Below are 11,861 nucleotides of genomic sequence, written 5' to 3'. Positions count from 1 at the left end.
CACACCGTCTCGCGGCTGTTCGGCTCTCCGCCCGGTTACGTCGGGTATGAAGAGGGCGGTCAGCTGACCGAGAAGGTGCGGCGCAAGCCGTTCTCGGTGGTCCTGTTCGACGAGATCGAGAAGGCGCACCCCGACATCTTCAACTCGCTGCTGCAGATCCTGGAGGACGGTCGGCTGACCGACGCCCAGGGCCGGGTGGTGGACTTCAAGAACACGGTCATCATCATGACGACCAACCTCGGCACCCGGGACATCTCCAAGGCGGTGGGGCTGGGCTTCGCGAAGTCCAACGACGAGGAGAGCACCTACGAGCGGATGAAGATCAAGGTGCAGGAGGAGCTCAAGCAGCACTTCCGGCCGGAGTTCCTCAACCGCGTCGACGACATCGTGGTCTTCCACCAGCTCACGCTCAAGGAGATCATCCGGATCGTCGACCTGATGCTCGCCCAGGTGGCCGAGCGGCTCAAGGACCGCGACATGAGCTTGGAGGTGACCCCGGCGGCCAAGCAGGTGCTGGCCGACCGCGGGTACGACCCGGTGATGGGCGCCCGTCCGCTGCGGCGCACGATCCAGCGCGAGCTGGAGGACACGCTGTCGGAGAAGATCCTCTACGGCGAGCTGCGGCCGGGCCAGGTCGTCAAGATCGACGTCGAGGGCGAAGGCGACGCCGCGACGTTCGTCTTCGCGGGCGAGACCGCGCCCGCCGCCGTCGCGCCGACCACCGCCGCGTCGAACGGCTGATCCCGGCGTATGGCCGGCCAGCAGGCGTTCTGGATCGACGGCCGATCCGACCGCGAGCGCGTCCGCTACAGCGGCGTCAGCCACTACTCCGAGCGGGTGTGGGAGAACATCGGCGAGTTCGAGGAGGTGTGGGGCGACATCGCCCCGGTCGCGTTCGCGTGCGCGGCCTGGCGCATCGCCACCCCACCCCTGACCTCGCCGGGTTTCGTGCGCTGGCACCGGCGGATCCTGTCCGCCTCCTGCGAGCGCAACACCTGGGACGGGTCGCTGACGGCGCGGGTCACGATCGTCTCTCCGCTGCCGGCCGCGCTGACGGTGTCGCGTGGCTGGTGGCGCGACCGCGGCTGGCGGGACTGGCCGGAGATCTTCGGCCAGTTCGTCGAGCCCGCCGAGCAGGACCTCGCGAAGGTCCCCTATCTGCGTCCGACCCTGCTCGTGGACGCCCCGGTGCCGCTGGACGACCTGCCCGCCGCGCCGGACGGGCCCGCGCACGACCTGGCCGAGACGGCGCACCGCGCGCTCGCGGTCCTCGTACGCGAGCTGAACGACCTGCTCGCCCCGGTCGTCACCCACCTTGAACAAAACCCCCGCTAACCCCACCCCACCCCACCCGCGTGATCTTGTAATTTGTCGCACAGGTGCCCTCCCACCTGCCCACCCTTACTTCGTGATCTTGCGTAGCTCGGCCAGCCGCCCGCCTGACCAGCAGGGTAGGCGACTCGTGATCATGCAATTGCATGATCACGAACGGTGAAATCGCAGGTGGGAGGTCTTGTCCGCGATTTTTTGCAAGATCGTCCAGGGTGTTACTGCAGGCTGCGGCATTGCGTGCGACAAACTACAAGATCACGCCAGCTTTTTTGGGCTCTTGACACTGGCCTTGCACGGCCTCAATCTGTTGCGCATAGTGCTATGTGTTTCGTGTTGCACAACTCTTGCACGCACACTGATCGAGGGAAAGAGAGACCATGGCGCACGAAGTCCGCGGGGTCGTCGCGAGGGGCAAGGGACAGCCGGTCAGCCTGGAGACCGTCATCGTCCCCGACCCGGGCCCGGGTGAGGCACTCGTGGCCGTGCAGGCCTGCGGGGTGTGCCACACCGACCTGCACTACCGCGAGGGCGGCATCAACGACGACTTCCCCTTCCTCCTCGGGCACGAGGCGGCCGGCGTGGTCGAGGCCGTCGGCGAGGGGGTGACCGACGTCGCCCCCGGCGACTTCGTCATCCTCAACTGGCGCGCGGTCTGCGGCTCCTGCCGCGCCTGCCTGCGCGGACGCCCGCAGTACTGCTTCGCCACCCACAACGCCACCCAGAAGATGACGCTGGCCGACGGCACCCCGCTGTCCCCGGCGCTCGGGATCGGCGCGTTCGCCGACAAGACGCTCGTCGCGGCCGGCCAGTGCACCAAGGTCGATCCGAGCGCGTCTCCGGTCGCGGCCGGCCTGCTCGGCTGCGGGATCATGGCGGGCCTCGGCGCGGCCATCAACACCGGCGGGGTGACCCGCGGCGACTCGGTCGCCGTCATCGGCTGCGGCGGCGTGGGCGACGCGGCCGTCGCGGGCGCGCACCTGGCCGGCGCGACCACGATCATCGCGGTGGACGTGGACGACACCAAGCTCGAGTGGGCTCGCCGCTTCGGCGCCACGCACACGGTCAACTCGCGCGAGACCGACCCGGTGGAGGCCGTGCGCGAGCTGACCGGCGGGTTCGGCGCCGACGTCGTGATCGAGGCGGTCGGGCGTCCCGAGACCTACAAGCAGGCCTTCTACGCCCGTGACCTGGCCGGGACCGTCGTGCTCGTCGGCGTGCCGACCCCGGAGATGCGGCTCGAACTGCCGCTGCTCGACGTCTTCGGCCGCGGTGGTGCGCTCAAGTCCTCCTGGTACGGCGACTGCCTGCCCAGCCGCGACTTCCCCATGCTCGTGTCTCTCTACCGGCAGGGACGGCTCGACCTCGACGCGTTCGTCACCGAGACGATCGCGCTCGAGGACGTCGAGGCGGCCTTCGAGAAGATGCACCGCGGCGAGGTGCTGCGCTCCGTCGTGGTGCTCTGACCCGGCTCTCGGCCCTGGCCGGCTCTCCACACCGGCCGGCCCCCGGGCCATCCCAGATCCTGCGACGCGCTACGCATGACCACCCGCGCTTGACCACCCTGCACGACCACCAGGAGCCCAAGTGAGCACCACGAGCCTGCCCCCGAGCCTGATGGCCACGCTGCCGGGCGAGCACTACACCGATCCCCAGGTCTTCGCGCTGGAGCAGAAGCGCATCTTCGAGTCGATGTGGTTCTGCGCGGTCCGGGCCGCCGACCTGCCCAAGCCCGGGGCGTTCAGGACCGTCCAGGTCGGCACGGAGAGCATCCTGATCAGCCGGGCGCGGGACAACTCGATCCGCGCGTTCTACAACGTCTGCCGCCACCGCGGCGCCCGGATCTGCACGGAGGAGTCCGGCGAGGTCAAGCGGGCCTTCCAGTGCCCGTACCACGCCTGGACCTACGACCTGGAGGGCAAGCTCATCGCCGCCCCCAACCTCACCAAGATGCCCGACCTCGACCGGGTCGAATACGGCCTCGTCAACGTGGCGGTGCGGGAGTGGCTGGGCTACGTGTGGGTCTGCCTGGCCGACGAGCCGCCGTCGTTCGAGGACACCGTGCTCGCCGAGGTGCGCACGCGCCTCGGCGACGTGGCCTCCCTCGACAACTACGACGTCGCCAACCTGGCGCTCGGCCGCCGGATCGTGTACGACGTGAAGGCGAACTGGAAGCTCATCGTCGAGAACTTCATGGAGTGCTACCACTGCGCGACCATCCACCCCGAGCTGACCGAGGTGCTGCCGGAGTTCGCCGACGGCTACGCGGCGCAGTACTACGTGGGCCACGGCGCGCAGTTCGGCGACGACGTCCAGGGATTCACCGTCGACGGCTCCGAGGGGCTCGACCGCATCCCGACCATCAGCGATGATCAGGACAGGCGCTACTACGCCATCACGATCAAGCCGCAGGTGTTCGTCAACATGGTGCCCGACCACGTGATCGTCCACCGGATGTTCCCGCTCGCGGTGGACCGCACGGTGGTGGAGTGCGACTGGCTCTACCTGCCGGAGGTCGTGGCCGAGGGCAAGGACATCAGCCGGTCGGTGGAGCTGTTCCACCGGGTGAACGAGCAGGACTTCGAGGCCTGCGAGCGCACCCAGCCCTCGATGAGCTCCCGCACGTACGCCAAGGGCGGGGTGCTGGTGCCCAGCGAGCACCACATCGGCCAGTTCCATGATTGGGTGCGTGGCAAGATCGGCGAGTGAGTTCGGAGGAGATGCGGCATGACACGTGAGGCGCCTCGGGAGGACGTCGGAGACGAACGTCTGGAGATCGGCCCGCCCAAGACCTGGGCGGGCGGGGTTCCGGCGGTCGGCCACGCCCTCGGCACGGCCTATCGGCAGATGGGCGCGGGACGGACGGTGCTGACCCTGCTGCGGGTCAACCAGAAGTCCGGCTTCGACTGCCCGGGATGCGCCTGGCCCGAGGGCGACGGGCACCGCAGTCCCACCGAGTTCTGCGAGAACGGCGCGAAGGCGGTGGCCGAGGAGGCGACGGTCCGCCGGGTCACCCGCGACTTCTTCGCCGAGCACCCGGTGGACGAGCTGGCCCGGCGCAGCGACTACTGGCTGGGCCAGCAGGGCCGGCTCACCGAGCCGATGTACAAACCGGCGGGCTCGGACCACTACGAGCCGATCTCCTGGGAGGACGCCTTCGGTGTCGTCGCGCGCGAACTGCGCGCGCTCGACCACCCCGGCCAGGCCGTCTTCTACACCTCCGGCCGTACCTCCAACGAGGCCGCCTTCGCCTACCAGCTTCTCGTCCGCCGTTTCGGCACCAACAACCTGCCGGACTGCTCCAACATGTGTCACGAGTCGAGCGGCTCGGCGCTGACCGAGACGCTCGGCATCGGCAAGGGGACGGTCCTGCTGGAGGACCTGCATCAGGCCGACCTCATCTTCGTGGTCGGTCAGAACCCCGGCACCAACCACCCGCGCATGCTCACCGCATTGGAACGCGCGAAGCGGGGCGGCGCCCGGATCGTGGCGGTCAACCCGCTGCCGGAGGCGGGGCTGATGCGCTTCCGCAACCCGCAGCGGCCGTCCGGAGTCGTGGGCGGTGGCACGGTGCTGTCCGACCGGTTCCTGCAGATCCGTCTCGGCGGCGACCTGGCGCTGTTCCAGGCGCTGTCGCTGCTCCTGCTGGAGGCCGAGGACGCCGCGCCCGGCACGGTGGTGGACCGCGCGTTCGTCGAGGCGCACACGCACGGGTTCGACGCCTGGGACAGGCACGTACGCGGGCTCGACGGCGCCGGTCCGAACTGGGCCGAGGTGCTTGAGGCGACCGGGCTGACCCGCGCCGAGATCGAGGAGACGGCCCGCGACGTGCTGGCCGCCCGCTCGGTCGTGGTCTGCTGGGCGATGGGCCTCACCCAGCACCGCAAGTCGGTCCCGACGATCAGGGAGATCGTCAACTTCCTGCTGCTGCGGGGCAACGTGGGACGGCCCGGCGCGGGCGTGTGTCCCGTACGCGGGCACTCCAACGTGCAGGGCGACCGGACGATGGGCATCTACGAGAAGCCCAGGCCGGAGTTCCTCGACGCGCTGGAGAAGGAGTTCGGCTTCCCGCCGCCGCGTGCGCACGGCCACGACACCGTGGAGGCCATCCGGGCCATGCGCGACGGGGACGCCGAGGTGTTCTTCGCCATGGGCGGCAACTTCGTCTCCGCGACGCCGGACACCGCCGCGACGGAGGCGGCCCTGCGCCGCTGCCGGCTCACCGTGCAGGTGTCGACCAAGCTGAACCGGTCGCACGCCGTGTGCGGCGAGCAGGCGCTCATCCTGCCCACGCTCGGCCGCACCGAGCGGGACGTCCAGAGCGGTGGCGAGCAGTTCGTCACGGTCGAGGACTCGATGGGCGCGGTGCACGCCTCGCGGGGGCGGCTGCGCCCGGCGTCGGACGCGCTGCTGTCCGAGGTGGCCATCGTGTGCCGGCTGGCCCGTGAGCTGCTCGGCGACGACCCGCACGTGCCGTGGGCCGAGTTCGAGGCCGATTACGACGCGATCAGGGAGCGCATCGAACGGGTGGTGCCCGGGTTCGACGACTTCAACGCGCGAGTGCGCAGGCCGGACGGCTTCCTGCTGCCGAACGCGCCGCGCGACGAGCGCCGGTTTCCCACGGCCACGGGGAAGGCGAACTTCACGGTCAATCCGCTGGAGGTGCTTCGCGTGCCCCCGGGCCGCCTCCTGCTGCAGACCGTGCGCAGCCACGACCAGTACAACACCACGATCTACGGCCTGGACGACCGCTACCGCGGCGTCAAGAACGGGCGCCGGGTGGTGTTCGTCCACCCCGACGACCTGGCCGAGCGCGGTCTCGCCGACGGCGACATGCTCGACATCATCAGCGAGTGGCCGGACGGCGAGCGTGTCGCCGAGGGGTTCCGGGCCGTCGCCTATTCGACGGCGCGGGGCTGCTGCGCGGCCTACTTCCCGGAGACCAACGTGCTGGTGCCCCTGGACTCGGTGGCGGAGACGTCGAACACGCCCACGTCCAAGAGCGTCGTCGTACGGCTGCGCCGCGCGGCCGAGGCGGCGGCTATCCGCCCAGGCGGCGACTGATCTCCTCGGCTCCCTCGACGAGAACGGGGGCCAGCTCGCGCATGCGGCTCTCGCTGAACCGGTAGGCGGGCCCTGACGCGCTGACCGCCGCCACGACCTCCCCGCCGAAGGAGCGGACGGGGGCGGCGAGCGCGTTCAGGCCGACCTCCAGCTCCTCGCGAGTCAGTGCGTAGCCGCGTTCGCGCACCTGCGCCAGCTCGCGCTCCAGGTCCTCTATCGAGGTCACCGTGTCCGGCGTGTAGCGCTGGAGGCCGGCGGCGCGCAGCAGGTCGTCGCGGCGCTGCCGGTCCACGTACGCCAGCAGGACCTTGCCGCTCGACGTCGCGTGCAGGGGGGTGAGCTGACCCACCCAGTTGTGGGCGGTGACGGCGGCGTGGCCGCGCACCTGGTCGAGGTTGACCGCGTAGTGCGAACGCAGGACGGCGATGTTCACCGTCTCGCCGATCTCCTCCGCCAGGCGCTGGCAGACGGGCCTGCTCTGCCGGGTGACGTCCATCCGCGTGGAGACGCCGCCGGCGAGGCGGACGAGCCCGAAGCCGAGGCGATACTTGCCGCGGTCCTCGGTCTGCTCCACGAGCCCGCGGGACTCCAGGGCGCCCAGCAGGCGGAACGCGGTCGACTTGTGGACCTCGATCTCGGCCGCGATCTCGGTGACCCCGGCCTCCCCGCGGCCGGCGAGGATCTCCATGATGCTGATCGCCCGGTCCACGGACTGCACACCGCCGCCGCTGGCCTCGGTCCTGCCGGAAGCGTCGTTGCTCATAGCCGGACTGTAGCGCTTGAGCTTCCACGTCGCCCGGCCTCCGAGCCGGGGGCCGGCCCGGGGGATGGGGCGCGTTGAACCGGGGGCTACCGGTGGCGGTCCGCCGCGGTCGTGAGGGCGTCGAGAGAGGACGCGTCCGGCTGGTCGAGTGCGGCCGCCGACTCGTCGGCGAGCCCGGTCATGCGGCTCACCTCGGCGTCGGTCAAGTCGTCGGCGACCTCCGCCGCGGTGACGTTGGCACGTAGATGATCGGGGTTCGTCGTGCCGGGAATCACGACAACGGCCGGGGAACGGCGCAACAGCCAGGCCAGAGCGACCTGGGCCGGCGTGGTTCCGAGTCGCCGTGCGGGGCCGGTCAGCTCGGCGTAGCCGGTGAGCCGCCCGGAGGCGAGCGGGAAGTAGGGCACGAACATGATGCCCTGCCGCTCACAGTCGGCGAGGACCTGCACGCCGCTGCGGTCGAGCAGGTTGAACCGGTTCTGCACGGCCGCGATCGGTGTCATCCTCTGAGCGCGGGCCAGCATCTCCGGCGACGCCCCGGACAGGCCGATGCGGCGGATGAGGCCCTGGTCGCGCAGTTCGACGAGCACGCCGAGCGAATCCTCCAGCGGCACCTCACCGCGGATTCCCGGGGTGTCACCTCCCAGCCGCAGATAGGTCAGCTCGCTGATCTCCGTACCCATGTCCTCGAGGGCCTCGTGGACCTGCCGGCGGACCGTTCGGGGGTGATCGGTGATGAGCCATGACCCGTCCGCGCCACGCCCGGCGCCGACCTTGTTGCCGACGATCACCCCGTCCGGGAACGGCTGCAGTGCCTGCCCGATCAGCCGGTTGACGGTACGCGGCCCGTAGGCGTTGGCGGTGTCGAAGAACGTCACGCCCAACTCGACCGCGAGGCGCAGCACCCGCCGGGCCGACTCGGGATCGCCCGGCGGGCCCCAGACGTTCGGCCCGGCGAGTTGCATGGCGCCGTATCCGACTCGATTCATGGGAATGTCTCCTCGATGTGGCGGATCAGTGCCACGCTCAAATATGTAGCACCGTTACGTACCAGTGATACGCAAAAATGCGTAACATTGCAACTGTGCACGAGGCGAAGAAGAGGCAGATCCTCGAGGTGGCGGCCGGCATCCTGGAGCGCGAAGGCGCCCAGGCGGTCTCCACGCGCTCGGTCGCGGCGGCGGCAGGGGTCCGCGCGGCCTCCCTCTACCAGCTCTTCGGCGACAAGGACGGACTGCTCGCGGCCCTGGCCATCCTCGCCTTCGACCGCTACCTGGACGAGAAGCACCTCCTGTCGTCCACCGGCGATCCGGTCGACGACATGCGTCGTGGCTGGGACGCCCACGTCGACTTCGGTCTGCGCCACCCGGCCTTCTACCTGCTGATGTTCGGCTCCGACCGGCCCGGTCGCCGGCCGCCCGCCGCGACCGAGGCTCACGACCTCGTGCTGAAGTTTCTGGACCGCGTCGCGGCCGTTGGCCGCCTGCGGGTCGCGCCCGTACTGGCGGCCCGCCTCTTGCAGGCCGCCGTCACCGGCGTGACCCTGTCGCTGATCGCTGACCCGGATGAGAACCGCGACCTGGAGATCTCCGCGAGGGTGCGGGAAACCGTCATCGGCTCCCTCGTCACCGACGCGCCGCCGGACGTGGATTCCGGTCTCGCCGCACGGGCACTCGCCCTCGACGCCGCCATCGCCGCCGCGGATCAGGCCGACCTTCCGCTGCGGCCCGCCGAAACGGCACTCCTGCGCGACTGGCTCCAACAGCTCGCCCGCTGACCCACGCCGGCTGCGCCCCTGATCGGCCGATCGCTCGTCGGCGGATCTCAAGAAGCGTGAGCAAGCGAAGTCGGGCCGGGCGCGCTGCGCCAGATCTATGCCGTCCCCATCGACGCGACCCGCGCCGTGGGGGAGCCGACATTTTCTATCGGTGGGTGCTTTGTGTCTCCGGGAACGCCGCGGATGCGGCCGGTACTGGTCTGCGTGGCGGCATCGGGTTGGTCGTAATTCCACATGCCGTAGCACTTTGCCGCGTTCGGCTGGACGACATCGTCGACGGCGTCCAGGGGGAACTGCTCGCATCGCTGTCGCCCGCCCAGCGGAGGCAGTTCATCGAATTGGGTCGTCTCGTGGCTGACTGGCGGGCCTGATTGACCGAATCGGCCACGGCAGCGCGCGCACGGCTTCTCCCCTGAATCCACCGATCGGTGGAGTCGCTCCACCGCGTGGGTGAGTCGCCGATTCCACCGCCCGCTCGGGAGATCGGGCGATCCGTATGGGGTGCCTCCGTTGCGACGCTGACTCTCGTCGGCGAACGAGAGGACGGAGGCACACTGACATGCGCAATGTGGTCTGGCTGATCAGCGGGTACGCCGCGGTCAGCCTGCTGACGCTGGTGGCGATGATCGTGTTCCGGCACGACGCGACGATGGTCACCACCGAGGTCTGGGTCCGCGGTGTGATCGTCGCCGCCGGCTCGCTGCTCACGCTGTTGTTCGCGGTCCGGGCGGCCCGCGGCGACCGCCGGATGCTGCTGCGGCTCCGCGTCGTCACCGCGGTCATGCTGGTCGCGATCGTAGTGATCATCGCGCTGCCCGGAATCTTCCCGCTCTGGTTCAAGCTCGAGCAGGGCGTCTGCGGCCTGCTCCTGCTGGCCGTGGTCGTGCAGATCAACCGGCGCTCAGTGGTCCGGCCGTCAGTGCGGTGAGCGAGCTCGCTCTGCTCACGTTGCTACCGTGGGCGGTCGGGGCGGCGGTCGGATTGTTCCGCTGGGAGTGGGTACGCGATGCAGAGTTGGCAGATGGCCGGGCCCGCGGGCTGGGACCAGCGGTTCCGGCCCATGGTCACCGTGGTCCCCTACGTGCTGCTGGCCGTCATGGCCGCCCTGACCATCGCCTTCAAGCACGACCAGCCCGGCTCCGTCGCCATCGACCTCGCGCTCTGTGCGGCGGCCGCGGTGTGGAGCCTGGCACTCTTCACGCTGCACCCGGCGTGGCGCGACCGGGTCGGCGTGATGGGCGTCTTCCTGGCAGGCCTGATCCTGTTCGGGCTGGTCATGGTCCTGCGCAATCCGTGGTTCGGCTTGTACACGCCGGCGCTGTACTTCTACGCGTACCGGATCATCGGCTGGCCGCGTGAGCTGTACTTCATCGCCGGCGTCGCGGTGGTGGCCGGCACGGCACAGTCGGCCGGCCTGGACACCGGCTCCTGGGTCGGCCGCCTCGAGTACCTGGGGATCCTGGTCGTCAACATCGCGCCGATGTGCCTGCTGGCCTGGATGGGTGAGATCGGCGGGCGGTACTACGCCTCCCGGGAGGCGGCGCTGCGCGAGTCACGGGAGGCCAACGCGCGGCTGGCCGCGGCGCTGGCCGAAAACGCGGCGTTGCAGGAGCGGCTGGTAGAGCAGGCCCGCGCGGCCGGCGTCCTGGACGAGCGGGCCCGGATGGCCCGCGAGATCCACGACACGCTGGCCCAGAGCTTGACCGGCATCGTCACCCAGTTGCAGGCCGCCGAGCACGCGGCGGACGACCCGGCCGCGTGGCGCCGGCACCACGCGGCGGCGACCGCGCTGGCCCGGGAGGGCCTGACCGAGGCGCGGCGCTCGGTGAACGAGTTGCGCCCGGAGCCGCTGGAGACCGGCCGTCTGGCCGACGCCGTCACCGAGGTGGCGGCCGAGTGGTCGGCCCGTCACGGCATCCCGGCCCAGGTCACGGTCACCGGCGTCACCCGCACGATGCGCACGGAGGCCGAGGTCGCCCTGTTACGGGTCGCCCAGGAGGGCTTGGCCAACGTCGCCAAGCATGCCGGCGCCGTCACCCGCGTCGGCCTCACCCTTTCCTACATGGACCAGCAGGTGGCCCTCGACGTCCGCGACGACGGCCGCGGCTTCGACCCGACCGCCAGGGTCGAGCGCGACGGCGGCTTCGGGCTGGTGGCGATGCGGCAGCGGATCGAGGCGGTGTCGGGCACGTTGCAGATCGAATCGGAGGTGGGGGGTGGGACCGGGATCTCGGCCTGCCTGCCGGCCGAGGCGCCGGAGGTGTGTTCGTGAGTGACCCGATCAAGCTGCTCATCGCCGACGACCACCCGGTGGTGCGGGACGGGCTGAGCAGCATGTTCACCCGTGACCCCGAGTTCACCGTGGTCGGCGAGGCGGCGGACGGGGCCGAGGCGGTCCGGCTGGCCGAGGCGCTCGGGCCGGACGTGATCCTGATGGACCTGCGGATGGCCGGCATGGACGGCGTCACCGCGATCGCCGAGCTGAGCCGGCGCGGCGTGCCGGCCCGGGTGCTGGTGCTGACCACCTACGACACGGACAGCCACGTCCTGCCCGCGATCGAGGCCGGCGCCACCGGCTACCTGCTCAAGGACGCACCGCGAGACGAACTGCTGCGCGCCGTACGCGCGGCCGCCCGCGGCGAGGTCGCGCTGTCTCCGTCGGTCGCCGCCCGCCTGATGAGCCGGCTGCGCGCCCCGGCGCCGTCGACCGGCTCGTTGAGCCGGCGCGAGCTGGAGGTGCTGCGCCTGGTCGCGGCCGGGCACACCAACCGGGAGGCGGCCGCCCGGCTGTTCATCACCGAGGCCACGGTCAAGACGCACCTGCTCAACATCTACGCGAAGCTCGACGTCAACGACCGTGCCGCCGCGGTGGCGGAGGGGTACAACCGCGGCCTGCTCGGTGCTCCCGAGCGTCCCTGAACGTACTCG

At 70.5% G+C, this 11,861-nt stretch carries 11 protein-coding genes; 9 read left to right on the top strand and 2 right to left on the bottom strand.

What is annotated here, in order from left to right:
• From ACGFIB_RS28860 to ACGFIB_RS28840, 5 genes are all read left to right on the top strand, one after another.
• On the top strand, window positions 1–741 hold a 741-nt coding region (locus ACGFIB_RS28860; protein WP_393376275.1), incomplete at its 5' end, for an AAA family ATPase.
• Window positions 742–750: 9 nt separating this feature from the next.
• Window positions 751–1,335, top strand: coding sequence for a hypothetical protein (locus tag ACGFIB_RS28855; protein WP_142571653.1), 585 nt, complete (start codon window positions 751–753; stop codon window positions 1,333–1,335).
• A 374-nt stretch (window positions 1,336–1,709) separates the two neighbouring features.
• The gene (locus tag ACGFIB_RS28850) at window positions 1,710–2,795 is read left to right on the top strand and encodes an S-(hydroxymethyl)mycothiol dehydrogenase (RefSeq protein WP_357244348.1); all 1,086 of its coding nucleotides are present in this window, start codon (window positions 1,710–1,712) and stop codon (window positions 2,793–2,795) included.
• A 151-nt stretch (window positions 2,796–2,946) separates the two neighbouring features.
• Window positions 2,947–4,038 carry an aromatic ring-hydroxylating oxygenase subunit alpha gene (locus tag ACGFIB_RS28845; protein ID WP_393376283.1) on the top strand — a complete coding sequence of 364 codons (1,092 nt, stop codon included), beginning with the start codon at window positions 2,947–2,949 and terminating at the stop codon, window positions 4,036–4,038.
• Between the two features lie 18 nt (window positions 4,039–4,056).
• A complete protein-coding gene (locus tag ACGFIB_RS28840; protein ID WP_393376273.1) occupies window positions 4,057–6,393 on the top strand; it encodes an FdhF/YdeP family oxidoreductase in 2,337 nt (778 codons plus the stop codon).
• Here ACGFIB_RS28840 and ACGFIB_RS28835 read toward each other — a convergent pair.
• Window positions 6,371–7,156 (bottom strand): IclR family transcriptional regulator, encoded by a 786-nt coding sequence (locus tag ACGFIB_RS28835; RefSeq protein WP_357244354.1) that lies wholly within the window; start codon window positions 7,154–7,156, stop codon window positions 6,371–6,373. The two genes, ACGFIB_RS28840 and ACGFIB_RS28835, sit on opposite strands and share 23 nt — an antisense overlap.
• Before the next feature lie 86 nt (window positions 7,157–7,242).
• A complete protein-coding gene (locus ACGFIB_RS28830; RefSeq protein WP_393376271.1) occupies window positions 7,243–8,145 on the bottom strand; it encodes an aldo/keto reductase in 903 nt (300 codons plus the stop codon).
• A 95-nt stretch (window positions 8,146–8,240) separates the two neighbouring features.
• Between ACGFIB_RS28830 and ACGFIB_RS28825 the strand changes: the two genes are divergently transcribed.
• From ACGFIB_RS28825 to ACGFIB_RS28810, 4 genes are all read left to right on the top strand, one after another.
• Window positions 8,241–8,933, top strand: coding sequence for a TetR/AcrR family transcriptional regulator (locus ACGFIB_RS28825; RefSeq protein ID WP_357244359.1), 693 nt, complete (start codon window positions 8,241–8,243; stop codon window positions 8,931–8,933).
• A gap of 559 nt (window positions 8,934–9,492) precedes the next feature.
• Complete coding sequence (locus ACGFIB_RS28820; protein ID WP_357031696.1) at window positions 9,493–9,861, top strand: hypothetical protein; 369 nt, start codon at window positions 9,493–9,495, stop codon at window positions 9,859–9,861.
• 93 nt (window positions 9,862–9,954) lie between these two features.
• Complete coding sequence (locus ACGFIB_RS28815; protein WP_357261082.1) at window positions 9,955–11,205, top strand: sensor histidine kinase; 1,251 nt, start codon at window positions 9,955–9,957, stop codon at window positions 11,203–11,205.
• Window positions 11,202–11,852 (top strand): response regulator transcription factor, encoded by a 651-nt coding sequence (locus ACGFIB_RS28810; protein WP_357031690.1) that lies wholly within the window; start codon window positions 11,202–11,204, stop codon window positions 11,850–11,852. The genes ACGFIB_RS28815 and ACGFIB_RS28810 overlap by 4 nt, the downstream gene beginning before the upstream one ends.
• Window positions 11,853–11,861 lie beyond the last annotated feature (9 nt).

The organism is Microbispora bryophytorum, from assembly GCF_043197435.1.
GTDB lineage: Bacteria > Actinomycetota > Actinomycetes > Streptosporangiales > Streptosporangiaceae > Microbispora > Microbispora bryophytorum.
Note: the sequence above shows the minus strand (reverse complement) of the source record. Positions and strands in the feature narration are given on the sequence as shown.

Excerpts from the sequence above, each read along its gene's own strand:
- ACGFIB_RS28815 (WP_357261082.1), top strand. The coding sequence starts at position 9,955 with ATGGCCGGGCCCGCGGGCTGGGACCAGCGGTTCCGGCCCATGGTCACC.
- ACGFIB_RS28845 (WP_393376283.1), top strand. The coding sequence starts at position 2,947 with ATGGCCACGCTGCCGGGCGAGCACTACACCGATCCCCAGGTCTTCGCG.
- ACGFIB_RS28835 (WP_357244354.1), bottom strand. The coding sequence starts at position 7,156 with ATGAGCAACGACGCTTCCGGCAGGACCGAGGCCAGCGGCGGCGGTGTG.
- ACGFIB_RS28850 (WP_357244348.1), top strand. The coding sequence starts at position 1,710 with ATGGCGCACGAAGTCCGCGGGGTCGTCGCGAGGGGCAAGGGACAGCCG.
- ACGFIB_RS28855 (WP_142571653.1), top strand. The coding sequence starts at position 751 with ATGGCCGGCCAGCAGGCGTTCTGGATCGACGGCCGATCCGACCGCGAG.
- ACGFIB_RS28840 (WP_393376273.1), top strand. The coding sequence starts at position 4,057 with ATGACACGTGAGGCGCCTCGGGAGGACGTCGGAGACGAACGTCTGGAG.
- ACGFIB_RS28830 (WP_393376271.1), bottom strand. The coding sequence starts at position 8,145 with ATGAATCGAGTCGGATACGGCGCCATGCAACTCGCCGGGCCGAACGTC.
- ACGFIB_RS28820 (WP_357031696.1), top strand. The coding sequence starts at position 9,493 with ATGCGCAATGTGGTCTGGCTGATCAGCGGGTACGCCGCGGTCAGCCTG.